At 70.3% G+C, this 15596-nt stretch carries 12 protein-coding genes; 5 read left to right on the top strand and 7 right to left on the bottom strand.

Annotated elements, in window-relative coordinates; translation table 11 throughout:
• Positions 1–1486 (bottom strand): sigma factor (locus tag G6045_RS00790; protein WP_165329741.1); only part of this gene is annotated, 1486 nt, incomplete at its 3' end.
• Positions 1487–1696: 210 nt separating this feature from the next.
• Here G6045_RS00790 and G6045_RS00785 point away from each other — a divergent pair.
• Positions 1697–2098, top strand: a complete 402-nt coding sequence (locus tag G6045_RS00785; RefSeq protein ID WP_165329740.1) for an SsgA family sporulation/cell division regulator — start codon at positions 1697–1699, stop codon at positions 2096–2098.
• Between the two features lie 68 nt (positions 2099–2166).
• Here the strand turns inward: G6045_RS00785 and G6045_RS00780 are convergent, their stop codons facing one another.
• Genes G6045_RS00780 through G6045_RS00755 form a run of 6 tightly spaced genes read right to left on the bottom strand, consistent with a single transcriptional unit; the run spans position 2167 to position 10172 of the window.
• The gene (locus tag G6045_RS00780; RefSeq protein WP_206343115.1) at positions 2167–2928 is read right to left on the bottom strand and encodes an ABC transporter ATP-binding protein; all 762 of its coding nucleotides are present in this window, start codon (positions 2926–2928) and stop codon (positions 2167–2169) included.
• Positions 2925–4796, bottom strand: a complete 1872-nt coding sequence (locus G6045_RS00775; RefSeq protein WP_165329739.1) for a branched-chain amino acid ABC transporter ATP-binding protein/permease — start codon at positions 4794–4796, stop codon at positions 2925–2927. Before G6045_RS00775 ends, G6045_RS00780 begins: the two co-directional genes overlap by 4 nt.
• Positions 4793–5662: a branched-chain amino acid ABC transporter permease gene (locus G6045_RS00770; protein WP_165329738.1), complete on the bottom strand. Its 870-nt coding sequence runs from the start codon at positions 5660–5662 to the stop codon at positions 4793–4795. The genes G6045_RS00775 and G6045_RS00770 overlap by 4 nt, the downstream gene beginning before the upstream one ends.
• A gap of 17 nt (positions 5663–5679) precedes the next feature.
• Positions 5680–6834, bottom strand: coding sequence for an ABC transporter substrate-binding protein (locus tag G6045_RS00765; protein WP_165329737.1), 1155 nt, complete (start codon positions 6832–6834; stop codon positions 5680–5682).
• A 51-nt stretch (positions 6835–6885) separates the two neighbouring features.
• Positions 6886–8670 carry a thiamine pyrophosphate-binding protein gene (locus G6045_RS00760; protein WP_165329736.1) on the bottom strand — a complete coding sequence of 595 codons (1785 nt, stop codon included), beginning with the start codon at positions 8668–8670 and terminating at the stop codon, positions 6886–6888.
• The gene (locus tag G6045_RS00755) at positions 8667–10172 is read right to left on the bottom strand and encodes an aldehyde dehydrogenase family protein (protein ID WP_165329735.1); all 1506 of its coding nucleotides are present in this window, start codon (positions 10170–10172) and stop codon (positions 8667–8669) included. The genes G6045_RS00760 and G6045_RS00755 overlap by 4 nt, the downstream gene beginning before the upstream one ends.
• A gap of 141 nt (positions 10173–10313) precedes the next feature.
• Between G6045_RS00755 and G6045_RS00750 the strand changes: the two genes are divergently transcribed.
• The 4 genes from G6045_RS00750 (at position 10314) to G6045_RS00735 (ending at position 15596) form a co-directional block, all read left to right on the top strand.
• A complete protein-coding gene (locus G6045_RS00750; protein WP_165329734.1) occupies positions 10314–11096 on the top strand; it encodes an IclR family transcriptional regulator in 783 nt (260 codons plus the stop codon).
• Between the two features lie 36 nt (positions 11097–11132).
• Positions 11133–12347 carry a CaiB/BaiF CoA transferase family protein gene (locus G6045_RS00745; RefSeq protein WP_165329733.1) on the top strand — a complete coding sequence of 405 codons (1215 nt, stop codon included), beginning with the start codon at positions 11133–11135 and terminating at the stop codon, positions 12345–12347.
• Positions 12344–13219 (top strand): citryl-CoA lyase, encoded by an 876-nt coding sequence (locus G6045_RS00740; protein ID WP_165329732.1) that lies wholly within the window; start codon positions 12344–12346, stop codon positions 13217–13219. The genes G6045_RS00745 and G6045_RS00740 overlap by 4 nt, the downstream gene beginning before the upstream one ends.
• A gap of 220 nt (positions 13220–13439) precedes the next feature.
• The gene (locus G6045_RS00735) at positions 13440–15596 is read left to right on the top strand and encodes an outer membrane protein assembly factor BamB family protein (RefSeq protein ID WP_165329731.1); all 2157 of its coding nucleotides are present in this window, start codon (positions 13440–13442) and stop codon (positions 15594–15596) included.

Below are 15596 nucleotides of genomic sequence, written 5' to 3'. Positions count from 1 at the left end.
GAACAGGGTTGACGGGCTGCGGAGTTACGGGTTCGGGGGAGGGCTGCACCGGATCGGGTTCTGGAGCCGCCGGTTCGGTAGGTGCGGCGCCCGCAGGATCGGTCGGTGTGGCCTGGTCCGGCTCCGCCGCGGGGGCGGGGTTCGTGGCGGTCTCCGCCTGAGGCGGTGTCCCTTCTGCCACCGGGTCCTTCGGGGTCTCGGGGAGGCCAGGTTCGGCTGCCGGAGCCTGCGGGTCCTGAGGCGCCTGGGCCGGCGGGTCCTGAGGCGCCTGGGCCGGCGGGTCCTGAGGCGCCTGCGCCGGCGGGACCTGGGGTGCCTGTGACGGTGCGTCCTGCGGCGGGGCGGCATCGTGCCGCTCCGCAGGGGCCTGAAGCGGGACGGAGCCCACCTCGGTCGTCCTCGTGAGTGGACTCGCAGGAACGGCCGGGGGATTGGTCTGTACGGCCGCGGGTTGGTGCGTCGCGGTACGCGGCGCAGGCAACGGCTGCTGGCCGGCGCCGGCCAGCAGCGCCACGCCGACGACCGCCCCCGTCACGCCGACGCCGACGGCACCGAGAACCGCCGAGGGAAGCTTGAACCCGCCCGTGACGAGGTGCTGTACGGCGTGATCGGTCCCGCTAGGCGTACGCGCAGTGCGCGGAGCGGCCAGGTGCGAACCAGTCGCCCCGGTCCCGGCCCCCGAGCTCGCCGCGCCAGCCGCTGCCCCCGTGACCAAAGGCGCAAGGAACTTGGCCCCTCCGCCGAGGAACAGCACCAGGAGCGCAGGTCCGACCAAGGCGCCCAGGTGGTTGTTGGCCCGCGCGAGCAGCAGGTAGCGGGCGCGGCAGTCCTCACACCCGTCCATGTGTGCGCGGAGTTGCTTCGCGTGCCGGGGCGCCGCCGCCTCCCGTACGAGTGCGGGTATGCGCTCCCAGTGGATCTCGCAGGCAGGGTCCTGCGGAGTGCCGGGATGCGCGCGCAGGAATGCCTGGCGCATCCCTTCGCGGGCCCGGTGCAGCAGCACCGCGGTCGCGCCGCTGCCGACGCCGATGCGACGGCCGATCGCGTCCAGCGACTGATCCTCGGCCTCGGCCAGCCATAGGGCCTTGACCCACCGCTCGGGCAACTGGCCGAGCACCCGCCGCAGCAGGTCGACCTGGGAGACCCGGGTACTCGGATCCGCGGCGGACGGCGTGAAGGTGACGGAGACCTGCTCGGACTCGCCCGTGTCCGCCGTACTCGGCTCGACCGGCGTCTCACGGGCGAGGTTGCCACCGACGGTAGCGGCCAGGTTGCGTACGGTACGCATCAGATACGCCGCGACGTTGTCGATCTCGTGCCCCGAGGACAGTCGCCGCCAGACTCTGAAGTGGGCCTCGGCGACCACGTCCTCGGCCAGCCAGGGGTTGCCGGTCAGTGAGCGGGCGTAGGCGACGAGTTGGGTCTGCTCTTCCTCGAAGATGCGCGCGTAGGCCGCGGCGTCGACGCCGGCGGATCCAGGGGTCATGGCAGGACACTCCACTGCGGATCGGGAGCTTGTCACTGTATGTACGAATTGCCCGATACGGGTCCCTAATGTGGCGCAGGCCACAGTGGCGCAGGTCACAGCAGGTCGCGCGGCAACTCGCGTAATACCCGAGCCCCTTCGCGAGTCGACCGGACATGGGGCGCGGACACCCCGCGCCGCGCCCAGCCCACCGCCGAAGGAGCCGGACCGATGTCCCTCACGATCGAACAGTCCGTACGGGCCCGCCTCATCACCTCCGCCGAAAAGGAGCCGGCCGTCCGCGTCCAGCTCCGCTACGACAGCGCCGACCCCCTCGCGATCCACCTGGTCTTCCCGCCCGAGGTCTCCCTGGACGGCCGCCCGGTGCCCTGGACCTTCGCCCGAGACCTCCTCGAGTCAGGACTGAGCACCCCTTCGGGCGCCGGTGACGTGCACGTCTGGCCGTGCGGCCGGGCCCAGACGATCATCGAGTTCCGCGTGCCGGACGGTGCGGCGCTCGTCCAGATCGACACCGCCCCGCTGCGCCGCTTCCTGCTGCGCTCGTACGCGGTGGTCGCGCCGGGCGAGGAGACGCTCACCTTCGACCTGAGCGCGTTGCTGCGGGATGTGTGAGACGCGCAGGCCCCGTCCGCCACGTCGCTGGACGTCCCGTCTCCACCACGGCGCCGGGTTCGAGGGCGTCACAACCCGAGGTAGATCCTGCGTACGCGCTCGTCCCTGCTCAGCTCCTGCGCCGATCCCGTCATCGCCACCTCACCGTTCTCCATGACCAGGCAGTGGCTGGTGGCGCCGAAGGTGAGCTTGGCGTTCTGCTCCACGAGGAGCAGGCTCAGGCCTTCCTCGCGCAGCCGAAGCAGTACGTCGAGGATGCCGGAGACGAGCTTGGGGGAGAGCCCCATCGACGGCTCGTCCAGGAGCAGGATGCGCGGCCGGGCCATCAGGGCGCGTCCGATGGCCAGCATCTGCTGCTGCCCGCCGGACAGGGCCCCGGCCAGGCGGGTGCCCATCTCGCCGAGTACGGGGAACAGTTCGTGCACCTCCGCGAGGGTGGCGCGGGTCTCGTCGTCCCAGCGCCGTGCGTACGCCCCGAGAAGAAGGTTCTTCTCCACCGGGAGTCCGGGAAAGACATGGCGCCCCTCGGGGACGTATCCGATGCCGTGCCGCACCATGTCCCGGGCCGGGACCTTCCCCAAGTCCCGCTCGCCCAGGGTGATCCGGCCGCCGCTGCGCGGCACCAACCCCATCAGGGCCTTGAGCGTGGAGGTCTTGCCCGCTCCGTTGGCGCCGATGATGCCGACCGATTCGCCGGGCGCGATGCTGAAGTCGATGGAACGCACCGCACAGACCCCGCCGTAGTGCACGGACAGGTCGTCGACGGCGAGAGTTGCCGCGTGTGCGGGCGCGGTGGCGCGCTTGCCGGGCAGCAGGGAGGGGATCTTCACCGGGCGGCCTCCTCGGAGTTGGACGGCGACGGGGACGGCAGATGCGGCGTCGTGGCCGTGAGCGGGGGTGCGGCTTCGCGGGCGTCCTGCGCCATCTCCGAGTCGCCGAGGTACGCCTCGATCACCGCCGGGCTCGCGACCACCTCGGGCGGTGTTCCTTCCGCGATGACCCGGCCGCCGGCGAGCACGGTCACCTGCTCGCACAGCGACATCACCAGACCCATGTTGTGTTCGATGAGGACCACGGTGGTGCCGCTGTCGCGGATGGAACGCACCATGTGGGCGAGCTGCCCGACCTCCTCGCCGTTGAGTCCGGCGGCCGGCTCGTCGAGCAGCAGCAGGCGGGGCCGCGCGGCCATCGCGCGGGCGATCTCGATGCGGCGCTGGATGCCGTACGGAAGCGAACCGGGCGGGGTGTCCGCGAAGTCGGCGAGGCCGAAGCGGTCGAGGAGTTCCTGGGCCTGGGTGCGCAGACGGCGCTCCTGGCGCAGGACGCCGGGAGGCCACAGCACGTAGCGCCAGATGGTGTGGGTCCGGGTGCGGTCGAGTGCGACGAGGATGTTCTCGCGGACGGTGAGGTGGGAGAAGAGCCGCAGGTTCTGGAACGTACGGGCGACGCCGAGCAGCGAGAGTGTGTACGGCCGGGTGGCCGTGGTGTCCCGTCCGGACAGCCGGACCTGCCCCGATGTGGCCCGGTAGAAGCCGCTGACCACGTTGAACAGGGTGGTCTTTCCGGAGCCGTTGGGGCCGACGATGCCGCGGATCTCACCAGGGAGTACGGAGAGGGAGACGTCGTCCAGGGCACGCAGGCCCCGGAAGTCCTTGGTGACGGCGCGGATGTCGAGCAGGGGCCCGGTGGCCTGATCGTCGGGCGGCGGGCTCACCTCGTACGGCGTGAAGGGGCGCAGTTCGGCCCGGGGCCCACCGGACGTACGGCTCCTTCGGCGTACGGCGTCCCGCACGAGACCCGGGACCCCCGCGAGACCGGTCGGCGCGAAGACGACCATCAGCACGACGACGACGCCGTAACCGAGTTGGGCGTAGGTGGAGAAGTCGGAGAGCCACTCGCGGATCAGGGTCAGGCCGATCGCGCCGACGACGCAGCCCACCAGGGAACGGCGGCCGCCGATGATGACCATGGCGAGCAGGATGAACATGTTGGCGATGGAGAAGGTCTCGGGCGCGACATACCGGATCAGGCCCGCGTAGAGGATGCCCGCCATGCCCCCGTACAGGGAGGCGAGGACGAAGGCCGTCATACGCAGGAGCGGGATCTGGGCGCCCATCGCGCTCGCGGCGAGCGAGTCGTCGCGCATCGCGCGCAGCCGCCGTCCGAGCGCGGTGCGGACCACGAAGAGACCGAAGGCGAGGCCGAGGACGCAGACGACCAACTCGACGTAGTAGTAGAGGTATTCGCTGGACAGGTCGATGCCGGGCAGCGTCGGCAGGGGGATGCCGGAGATCCCGTCGGCGCCGCCGGTGATCGTGGCGTTCGTGATCCAGTTGAGGAAGCCGAGCGCCAGACCGAGCGTGACGATGCCGAGATAGTGGGACTGCATGCGCAGCGCGGGCACCCCCACGAACAGCCCTGTCGCCACGGTCGCCAGGAGCGCGAGGGCGGACGCCGCCCAGAAACCGTAGCCGTTGTGGGTGGTGAGGATGGCGACCACGTACGCACCGACGCCGAAGAACGCCACCTGGGCCAGGTTGATCTGCCCGGAGATCCCCATGGCCAGGCCCATGCCGATCGCGAGCAGCGCGTAGATCAGGGCGATGTTCACGACATGGATGGCGTAGCTTCCCAGGCCGTACGGCAGCAGCCAGGCCACCACGATCATGGCCGCGAGTCCGCCGATACGCAGCTTCATGCGCGGCTCACCGTCCTTTCCCCGAAGACGCCCATCGGGCGGATCATGATGGCGGCGGTGAAGACCAGGAAGGTCACGAGCACCGAGTAGCCCTGGAAGTGCCCGGCGGCGTACGAGTCGAGGACGCCGATCGCGAGGCCGCCGACCACGGCTCCGGGGATGGAGCCGAAGCCGCCGAGCATCGCGGCGGCGAAGCCCTTGATGCCGAGGGCGCCGCCGAGTGAGGCGTCGACGTACAGCATCGGACCGACCAGACCGCCGGCGAGGGCGGCGAGTCCCGCGCCGATGGAGAAGGCGAGGGCGTTGCTGCGGCCGACGTTGATGCCGACGGCGGTGGCGGCCTCGTGGTCCATGGCGACCGCCTGCATGGCGGCGCCGCGCTTGGTGCGGGCCAGGAACCAGGCGAGCCCGATCACGGCGAACGCCGCGACCGCCATGACGAGCAGGTCGTAGGTGCGCACCCGCACCCCGAACACGTCGAGCGGCGCGGACCGGACGGGCGAGGGGACGGCCCGTCCCGTGGTGCCCCAGATGAGGATGGCGACGGCCTGCAGGACGATGCCGAAGCCGATCGTGCCGATCAGCATCAGGTCGAAGTCCTTGTTCTCCAGCGGGCGCAGGACCCGCTCGATGACCAGGCCGATGGCGCCGGTGACGACGATCGCCACCACCATCGCGACGACGAACGGCATCTTGGACGTGAGATAGAAGGTGGAGGCCGCGTACGCGCCGATCATGGCGATGTCGGCGTGCGCGAAGTTGACCAGGCCCATGGTGCGGTACACGAGGGAGAAGCCCATGGCGACCAGGGCGTAGACCGCCCCCAGGCTGAGGCCTCCGACGAGTGTCTGCAGCGTCTCCTGCATGCCGGTGTCTCCGTCGCCTACTGCTCGGCGACGAGCTTGCCGTCGCGGATCACGCCGATGGCGGTCTGCGTGATACCGACGCCGGTCTCGTCATACGCGAAGTCGCCGAGCAGGCCGTCGTGGCGGGTGGCCCGGATGGCGTCGGCGAGCTTCTTGCCGGTGGCGCCCTTGCTGGTGTCCAGGGCGGTGAGCAGGATGTTCGCGCCGTCGTACGCCTTGGCGCCGTGCATCTCGGCTTCTTCCTTGTACGCGGCCTGGTAGGCGTCGGCGAACTTCTTGGCGGCGGGGCTGACGTCGTTGCTCAGATAGGGCGAGCTGACGATGGTGCCCTCGACGGCGGCCTTGCCCGCGGTGTCCATGAACACCGGGGTGCCCTGCGGGGCGGCGCCCGCGAAGGGAGCGGTGATGCCGAGGTCGCGGGCCTGCTTGACGATCAGGCCGGCTTCGACCTCCTCCGAACCGATGAAGATCACCTCGGGCTTCTCGGCGCGGATCTTGGTGAGCGCGGAGCTGAAGTCCTTCTGGTCGGTGGTGACGATCTGGTCGGTGGAGGGCGTCACGCCCAGGTCCTTGGCGGCCTTGAGGAAGGCGTCGTGCTCACCCTTCCCGAAGGAGCCGTTGTTCGTGATCATCGCGATGTTCTTGTGCTGCTTGTCCTCGATCAGGTACTTGGCGAGGGTGGTGTCGTAGGTGGTGCTGGTGGGTCCGTTGAGGAAGAGGAAGGGGCTCTTCTGGGCGACGAGTTTGTCGGACTGGCCGGAGGTGATGTTGGGGATCTCCGCCTGCTGGAGGACGGGGGCCATGGCGATGGTCACGGCGCTCTCGGCCGTGCCGATCATGGCGATATAGCCCTGGCTGTCGAGCTTGCGGGCGATGTTGGTGCCGGTGGTGGGGTCGCCCTGGTCGTCGAAGAGCTTGAGCTCGATCTTGCGGCCGTTCACACCGCCCTTCTTGTTCCACTCGTCGACGGCGAGCTTGGCTCCCTTGTACTCCCAGTCGCCAAGCGAACTGAGCTGTCCGCTCTGTGCGTTGACGACCGCGATCTTGATCGGTCCGGAGGTCGACTTGCTCTCGCTGCCCGACTCGCCGGGCGCGCTGCAGGCCCCCAGAGCAGTCGCTAGGGCGGCGGTGATGGCCAGGGTCAGCCGTGGATGTGCCGGATTGCGGGTCATGGGATCACCTCGGTGTGTGCAGGGTCGGCGGGATGAGGTGGTGCGGTCGGTTCAGTCGGCGAAGGACCCGCGGTAGATGTCCTTGATGTTCCAGTGGCCGGGCGTCGGCACCGGCTCGTTGACCATGGGCACGTCGATGACGGCGGGCGCGCGCCGCTCCAGGGCGTCGGCCAGGGCTTTCGCCAGGTCGGCGGGTTCGGCCACGGTGTAGCCCCCGGCCCCGCAGGAGCGGCCGAGCGCCGCGAAGTCCGGGCTGTACGGGCGGCCTTCGGCGTCGGTGAACTCACAGCCGTACGAGCGGCCGAAGGAAGCGGACTGGAGGTCGGCGATGGTGCCGTGGGCCCGGTTGTTCATCACCACGAAGAGCACCGGAAGGTTGCGCTCGACGGCCATCGGGACGGCCGGGAGCTGGGCGCTCATCCCGCCGTCGCCGATCAGGGCGACCACCGTGCGCTCCGGTTCGGCGAGCTGCACGCCGACGGCGGCAGCCGGGCCGAAGCCCATGGTGGAGGCGCCGCCGGGGGTGATGAACCGTCCGGTGTCGGGGAGTTCGTAGCACTGTGCGACGCCGTTCTTGTTCCAGCCGACGTCGGTGACGAGCACGGTGTCGTCCGGCAGGGCTGCGCGCAGATCGGCGAGGATACGCTGCGGCCGCAGCGGAAAGGCGTCGCTGCGGCCGTCCTCGCGTGCGGTGTCGAAGACGCCGCGGCGGGCGACGGCGATGGAGTCGCGCAGGCCGGCACGGGTGAGCGGCTCGGGACGCGCCGCACGTACGGCTGCCCCGATCGCCCGTACTGCCTCGCCGACATCGGATACGGCGCCGATCTCCACCGGGTAATTACGGCCGATCTCGGCCGGGTCGATATCGATCTGGATCAGCTTGCTCGGCGGGAAGTTCCAGGTGTGGGCCGGGTCCCAGGAGCTGGCATCGGTCTCCGCGAACCGGGTCGCGAGCGCGAGGACGACATCGGCGCCCTTGGTGTGCGTGTGGGTGGTCTCCAGGCCCCAGAAGCCCGGCATCCCGAGGAGCAGCGGGTGCCGGTCGGGCAGTACGCCCTTGCCCATCAGGGAGTGGGCGAGCGGGATGTCGAGATGCTCGGCGAGCGCGAGCAGGTCTTGGCGGGCCCGGGGTTCGCGCAGGCCGCCGCCGAAGTAGATGAGCGGGCGTTCGGCGTCCAGGAGCAGTCGTGCGATGCGGTCGGCGGTGGGTGTGTCGAGGGCCGGGCGGGCTGTGACGGCCGGCAGGGCATGGTCGCCCCGATAGGGCGCGACCTGGCGGCTGAAGTGGTCCATCGGCACGTTGACCAGGACCGCACCGGGCCGCCCTGACGTGGCGGTCCAGAAGGCCCGCTCCACGGTGCGGTGCAGGTCGGCCACGTGGTGCACGTGCCAGGTCCGCTTGCTGAACGGGGCGAAGATCGCGGCCTGGTCGGCATCCGCGTGCAGGTTCACCTCCTGGTGGGGGTGGCGGCCCGCGTAGTACGAGGGGACGTCGCCGGAGATGACGACCAGCGGGACGGAGTCCATCGCGGCGGTGGCCACACCGGTGACCGCGTTCATCAGCCCCGGGCCGACATGGGTCAGGAGCACACCGGGCTTGCCGCTCGCGCGGGCGTATCCGTCGGCGGCGTGCGCGGCGGCCTGTTCGTGGCGGGCGATCACGAACTCGATGGGGCTGGGGCCGAGTTCGTCGAGCAGGGCGATGTTGGTGTGGCCGCAGGTGCCGAAGACGTACTCGACTCCATACGACTCGAGTTGGGCGACGAGGGCGCGGGCGGCGGTGACGGTGCCTTTCGCAGCAGGATCGGCGGCGGAGGCCGTGACGTTCTCGCTCATACGGAGGGCTCCTCGGTGGCGGCGTTCCGGGTGCCCCACACGGATTGACCGCGGAGCACGAGAGTCTTCACGACCGTGTAGTCGTCGATCATCGAGCGGGGTGTCTCGCGGCCGAACCCGGAGTCCTTCATCCCGCCGAACGGCACATGGTCCAGGCGGTAGTTGGAGGTGCCGCCGGCGATCAGGGCGCCGGTCTCCAGCTCCCGCCAAGCGGTGAGGATGCGCCCCATGTCGCGGGTGAACAGCCCGGCCTGCAGCCCGTAGCGGCTGGCGTTGCAGGTCTCGATGACGGCGTCGAACTCGTCGTAGGGAAGTACCGTCACCAGTGCGCCGAAGACCTCGTGCACCACGACCGACGCACTCTCGGGCGGCCCGGCGACGACCGTCGGGCGCGCGGTCGCGCCGTCCCGGATGCCGCCGCGCAGGATGCGGGCGCCCGCATCCGCGGCTTCGGCGGACCAGCGCACCACGCGTTCGGCGGCCTCCTCGTCGACCATGGAGCCGATGTCGGTGTCCTCGTCGAGGGGGTCGCCGACGACGAGTTGGTCCACTGCGTGGACGATCCGGTCCAGGAAGTCGCCATAGCGCGAGCGGTGCACGTAGATCCGCTGGACGGAGATACAGCTCTGCCCCGAGTTGCTGAATCCCGTGCGGGCGCACTCGCGGGCGGCCTGCTCCAAGTCGGCGTCCTCGCATACGACGGTGGCCGCGTTGCCGCCGAGTTCGAGCACCAGGCGCTTGGCGCCGGCCGCCTTGGCGACCGCGTCCCCGGTGGTCGCGCTGCCGGTGAAGCTGATGACGGAGACCTCGTCGGCGGCGCACAGCAGCGCACCGACCTCTCCGCCTCCGTGCAGCAACTGCACTGCCTGCGGCGGGAGTCCGGCCTCGAGGAGGAGGGCGACGATCGCGGCGGTGGAGGCCGGGGCCTGCGGGGGTGCCTTGACCAAGGTGGTGTTGCCCGCGGCGAAGGACGCGCCGAGTTTGTGGGCCAGGAGGTTCGCGGGGGCGTTGAACGGGGTGATGGCGAGGGTGGTCCCGGCGGGTGCGCGGTAGGTGAGTGCGGTGTTGCCGACTCCTCGCTGCCAGCCCGCCACGGGCAGCATCTCGCCGCCGATCTGCCGTGCCTCGGCCGCGCACACGGAGAAGGTGTCCGCCACGCGGTCGATCTCGCCCCGCCCGTCCTTGAGGGGCTTGCCCAGTTCCAGGGCGAGCAGCCGGGCCAGATCATCCCGGTGGGCCAGGGCGGCCTGAGCGGCGCGGTCGAGGATCTCGGCGCGTGCCGCGGGAGAGAGCGAAGCCACCGTACGAGCGGAGGTGCGTGCGTAGGCGAGCGCGCGGTCGATGTCCTCGCCGGTCGCGGTGGTGGTCCTGCTGACCTCGCGGCGGACGTACGGGCCGGTACGGGTGAGAACGCTGCCGTCGCCGCCCCAGCGGCCGGCGACATACGGTGGCGCCTCGGCGACCGTGGACTCCCGGCCTGCCTTGAGGAGCGAATCGAGCATGAGATCTCCCAGAAAACCGTTTAGTGGTACTGGTGGACTGCTCTGTGGTTCGGCCGGTAACGTACGGGCGCCAACTCCCTGTGGCAAGAGGAAAGTTCAGGGAAGTTGCCGCACCATCGCCGATGCCGAGGGAGTAGCCAGGTGGACGAGACCGGGAACGAGCGGACGGACGAGGCGACCGGGGTACGCAGTGTGCGCAGGGCGCTGGACATCCTGGGGCTGCTGACCGAGGACCGGCCGACGGTGTCGCTCCGCGAGATCGTCGAGGCGACCGGACTGGCCAAGACGACGGTGGTCCGCCTCGTGCAGACGTTGGAACAGTGCGGACTGCTGTGGATCACTCCGGCCGGTTACACGGCGGGCCCCGGCCTGTGGCGCTGGGCGCATCTGGCCCACACCAGCTGGGAACTCCCGGGCGAGGCGCGCAAGGTGCTGCGCGAACTGGCCGAGGAGCAGCGCGAGACCGTCAACCTGTTCATGCTGCGCGGGCTGCACCGCGTCTGTGTGGCCCAGCAGGAGAGCCCGCAGCCGCTGCGCCATGTGGTGCGGGTCGGCGACGAACTCCCGCTGTGGGCCGGGGCATCCGCGAAAATCCTGCTCAGGGATGCCGCCGACGACCTGCTCCACCGGATCGCCGTCGCATCGCCGCACGGCGAGGGCCATGCCCGCCAGCTACGCGTCTGGGCGGACCTGGCGGCCGAGCGCGGGCACGCGGTCAGCCGCGGTGAACGCGACGAGGGCCTCAGCGCGGTGGCCGTGCCGGTGCTCGGCCGCAGCGGCACGGTGGTCGCCTCGCTCTCACTCAGCGGGCCCAGCCACCGCTTCCCGGAGGCGGTCGTCGAACGGTTCACGGAGGCGCTCACCGTCGCCGCCCGGCGGATGTCCGAGCAGGGCTTCGACCACCCCCTCGACCCGATGAAGTGATCGTCTCCCTCCCTTCCCCCGCCAAGGAGCCGGCGTATGCCCGAACGGCCCGAACGACCGCTCTCAGGAATCCGCGTACTCGACCTCACCAACGTCCTCGCAGGCCCTTACTGCAGCTACCACCTGATGCTGCTCGGCGCCGAGGTCCTCAAGATCGAACAGCCGGGCAAGGGCGACCTCGCCCGCACCCTCGGGCCCGACCCCGACCTGAACAAGGAGGGCATCGGGGCCTCCTTCCTCGCCCAGAACTCCGGGAAGAAGTCCCTGGTACTCGACCTCAAGGACCCGGACGACCGCGCCGACTTCGAGGAACTCGTGCGCGGCGCCGACGTCCTCCTGGAGAACTTCCGCGCGGGCGTCATGGAACGCCTCGGATACGGTCCCGACCGGCTGCGCACGCTCAACCCGCGCCTGGTCAACTGTGCCGTCACCGGATTCGGGCAGACCGGGCCGATGAGCACGGCCCCTGCCTACGACCAGATCATCCAGGGCCTGTCGGGGATGATGAGCATCACCGGGACCGCCGACACCGCGCCGCTGCGGGTCGGATTTCCCGTGTGCGACTCGCTCGGCGGGCTCGGTGCTGCGCTCGCCGTCAGCGCGGCCCTGCTCGGTCGGGAACGCACCGGCCACGGGGCGCGCCTGGACGTGTCCATGCTGGAGGTCTCGCTGTCCGCGATGGGTTGGGCCGTGTCGAACTACCTGGTCAGCGGGGTGGATCCGGAGCCGATGGGTGACCAGAACGCGACCGCGGCCCCCTCGGGCACGTTCGAGACCGCCGACGGCGGACTGAACATCGCGGCGAACCGGCAGGAGCAATTCCACACCCTGTGCCGCCTGTTGGGGCTGCCCGGCCTGGTGGACGACCCGAGGTTCGCGGAACGCGAGGCGCGCAAGAACAACCGGGCCGCCCTCAACGCCGAACTCTCGGTGGCGCTGCGGCAGAAGACCGCTTCCGAATGGGAGGAGATGCTCTCGGTGGCCGGTGTTCCCGCGGCCCGCGTCCTGACCGTTCCCGAGGCGGTGGAGCTGCCGCAGTTGGAGCACCGCGGCTTCTTCACCGACCTGCCCTACCCGGACGGATCCGGCCGCTCACTGCGGGCGAGCGGCAATGGCGTCCTGGTCGACGGGGAGCCGCTGCGGCCCCACGCCCCGCCCCCGTTGCTCGACCAGCACGGTGAGGACCGCGCCGACCTGATCTCCCGCTGGCGGGCGCGTCCACAGCGGGCCGTCCCGGCGCTCGGCTCATGACCATCGGACCCGGCGCACCATCCTCAAGCGGCCTGGGCCCGCAGGACGGTCTCGTCGCCCAATGGTGGGCCACCGGCGTCAGCCGCGTCGAGCCAGGCATCATCGAACTGCGCGGACACCCCGTACAGGACCTCATCGGGCATACGTCGTTCGTCGAGGTGATCTGGCTGCTCCTGCGCGGCCGACTGCCCGAACCGGCCCAGGCCCGACTGCTAGAGGCAGCCCTCGTGGCCGGCGTCGACCACGGCCCGCAGGCCCCCTCCATCGCCGCCGCACGGATGGCCGCGACCTGCGGCATCGGCCTCAACAGCGCCGTGGCCACCGGTGTGAACATGCTCGGCGACGTACATGGCGGAGCCGGTCAGCAGTGCGTCGAGCTGCTCAGTGAGATCGCCGAACAGGGCGATACCGAAATCGCCGAACAAGGCGATACGGAAGCGGAGTTCGAGGACGCGGTCGAGCGCACCGTGCGCGCCTGGCGGGCCCGGTCCCGCTACCTCCCGGGCTTCGGCCATCGCTTCCACCCGCACGACCCCCGGCGCGACCCGCTGCTCGCGCTCGTCGACCGAGCCGTGTCCGAAGGCCTCGTCCGCGGGGCCCATCTGCGGGCGGCCCGCTCCGTGGAGAGGTACCTCAACCAGGGACGTACGGGAAAGAAGCCCGTGCCCATGAACATCGACGGTGCGACCGCGGTCATCTACGCCGAACTGGGCTTCGACGCGCCCCTCGCCCGCGGTCTGTTCGTGCTCAGCCGCAGCGTCGGCATCCTCGCCCACGCCTGGGAGGAGACCGGTCAGGGGCGCCGCAACAAGAGCCCCATGCCACCGTCCATGATCCCGGTCCACCTGGCGGACCAGACCGACGGTTCCTGACCCTCCGGTCGGCAACTCCGGCGAAATGCAACGGCCACACCTCTTGTCACCCGGCCCGACCCGTCTCTAACGTGACCCTTCGTCACGAGAAACCATCGCACGGAACTCGCAAACCACCTAGCGGACCAAGCCGGTGTTCTTCATCCCGCGCTTTCGTACCTCCGCCACCTCGCGAGCGATCCCGTACCACTCCTCGTCATCGACCCGAGGGACATGACCGATGGAAAGACGCACCTTCCTCTTCACCGCGGCAGGCAGCGCCACCGCCCTCCCCGCGCTCACTGCACCTCAGGCCGCCGCGGCCCCCGGCGGCGACAAGCTGGCGCTTCCCGTGCCCGGACAGTCCGCCGCCCTGGGCACCGCAGGCCGCAACTGGCCCAAGGTGGGCGGGGATTACGGCAACCAGAACTACTCGCCGCTCGCCCGGATCACCCAGCGGAACGTGGACCGGCTCGGCGGCGCATGGCACATCAACCTGGAGGGCGGCTCCACTTCCGCGTACCAGCAGTGCACGATCGTCGTGCAGGACGGCGTGCTGTACGTGGAGACCACCCAGCAGAACGTCTTCGCCGTCGACGGTCGCACCGGCAAGGTGCTGTGGAAGACCAGCCTGGGCAGCGAGACCACCAACATGCGCGGTGTCGCCGTCGCCGAGGGCAAGGTCTTCACGATCTCCGGCGCCAACATCGTCTTCGCCCTGGACCAGCGGACCGGAGCCGTCCTCTGGCAGAAACCGCTGATCATCCCCGACAACGGCGGCGACGACGGCTGCGACAACGACAGCGGCCAGTGCGGCGGCAACAGCGGGGGCCTGGCCGGCGCGGTCGTCCACTACGACGGCCTCGTCTACATCGGCACCGAGGGCTCCACGGCCGGCGCACGCGGACGCGGCTACGCCCTCGACGCGAAGACCGGCGACGTGGTGTGGACGTTCTGGGGCCCGCCGGGTCCGGGGGAGTTCGGCCACGACACCTGGGAGGGCGACTCATGGAAGACGGGCGGCGCCGTCCCCTGGATCCATCCGGCGGTCGACCCCGAACTCGGCCTGGTCTACTGGACGTTCGGCAACCCGTATCCCCGCACCGACGGGTCGAGCCGCGGCGGCGACAACCTCTTCGCCAACTCGATCGTCGCCATCGACGCCAAGACCGGCAAACGGCGCTGGCACTTCCAGTCCGTGCATCACGACATCTGGGACGCCGACAACGTCATGGCCCCGGTGCTCGCCGACCTCCTCATCGACGGCAGGAAGCGCAAGGTCGTCGTCTACGGCTCCAAGACCTGCTACTTCTACATCCTCGACCGCCGTACCGGAGAACCGGTCCACGGCATGGAGGAACGCAAGGTCCCCCAGCACGCCCTGCAGAAGACCTCACCCACCCAGCCGTTCCCCGGCGGCGAACCCTTCGTCGAGCCGTACCCGCGGTTCGACAAGACGACGAAGCCGGTGCCGTTCTACCCGGCCGGCGGCCTGTACGACGTCTTCTGGGACCGGGCCACGATTCTCTTCCCGGGCGCCGGCGGCGGCGCGGACTGGGGCTTTCCCACCTTCAGCCACAAGACCGGCTACGTCTATGTCGGCTACGGCCTGGTCAACTCCTCGTACTCCAACACCCGCGGCGGCCGCGTCAACACCGCCCGCCCGCTGGGGGAGTTGTTCGGCGGCGGCCTGGTCGCCGTGGACCCGCGCACCAACAACGTCGCCTGGCGCAAGGAGGGCGACTGGTCCCTCGCCCACGGCAACGGCATCCTCTCCACCGCCGGCCGTCTGATCCTGCAGGGCCGCCCCGACGGCGTCCTCGAGGCGATGGACGACGCGAGCGGACGGACGCTGTGGTCCTGGCAGTGCGGCGCCGGCGTCAACACCATCCCGGTCAGTTACGAAATCGACGGCGAGCAGTACATCGCGGTCCTGGCCGGCGGCAACGGGCTGCCGTTCCCCGACATCCCGCGCGGCGACCACCTGTGGGCGTTCAAGCTCGGCGGCAAGGTCGAGCAGGCCCCGGCCCCGACACCGCCCTCGCGCCGCAACCAGATCCGCGCGGCCGCCGTCACCGGCGAGACCGCGAAGAACACCGTCACCCTCGGCCGGGTCTGGAGCACCCAGACCGGAGCGCCGGGCACGACCGAGAACACCGTCGCCCAGAACGCCATGGCACCCCAGCACCTGAGCATCCCCGTCGGCACCACGGTCACCTTCACCAACCCCGCCGGAAATCAACTGGCCCATGGCGCCGTGGCGTTCTTCGACGCCGAGTTCGACACCGGCCTGCTGATGCCGGGCCAGTCCGCCACGTACACCTTCACGACTCCCGGCGAGTACTTCTACAACGACCCGGCCTTCCCCCAGTCCACCGGAAAGATCGTCGTCAAGTGA

This window comes from Streptomyces mesophilus, from assembly GCF_011044995.1.
Taxonomy (GTDB): domain Bacteria; phylum Actinomycetota; class Actinomycetes; order Streptomycetales; family Streptomycetaceae; genus Streptomyces; species Streptomyces mesophilus.
The sequence above is the reverse complement of the archived record's forward strand: the minus strand, read 5'-3'. Positions and strand labels throughout refer to the sequence as shown.

Bases quoted from the DNA above. Each gene is read 5' to 3' on its own strand.
- G6045_RS00785 (WP_165329740.1), top strand. From the start codon at position 1,697: ATGTCCCTCACGATCGAACAGTCCGTACGGGCCCGCCTCATCACCTCC.
- G6045_RS00775 (WP_165329739.1), bottom strand. From the start codon at position 4,796: ATGAAGCTGCGTATCGGCGGACTCGCGGCCATGATCGTGGTGGCCTGG.
- G6045_RS00770 (WP_165329738.1), bottom strand. From the start codon at position 5,662: ATGCAGGAGACGCTGCAGACACTCGTCGGAGGCCTCAGCCTGGGGGCG.
- G6045_RS00765 (WP_165329737.1), bottom strand. From the start codon at position 6,834: ATGACCCGCAATCCGGCACATCCACGGCTGACCCTGGCCATCACCGCC.
- G6045_RS00760 (WP_165329736.1), bottom strand. From the start codon at position 8,670: ATGAGCGAGAACGTCACGGCCTCCGCCGCCGATCCTGCTGCGAAAGGC.
- G6045_RS00755 (WP_165329735.1), bottom strand. From the start codon at position 10,172: ATGCTCGATTCGCTCCTCAAGGCAGGCCGGGAGTCCACGGTCGCCGAG.
- G6045_RS00745 (WP_165329733.1), top strand. From the start codon at position 11,133: ATGCCCGAACGGCCCGAACGACCGCTCTCAGGAATCCGCGTACTCGAC.
- G6045_RS00740 (WP_165329732.1), top strand. From the start codon at position 12,344: ATGACCATCGGACCCGGCGCACCATCCTCAAGCGGCCTGGGCCCGCAG.
- G6045_RS00735 (WP_165329731.1), top strand. From the start codon at position 13,440: ATGGAAAGACGCACCTTCCTCTTCACCGCGGCAGGCAGCGCCACCGCC.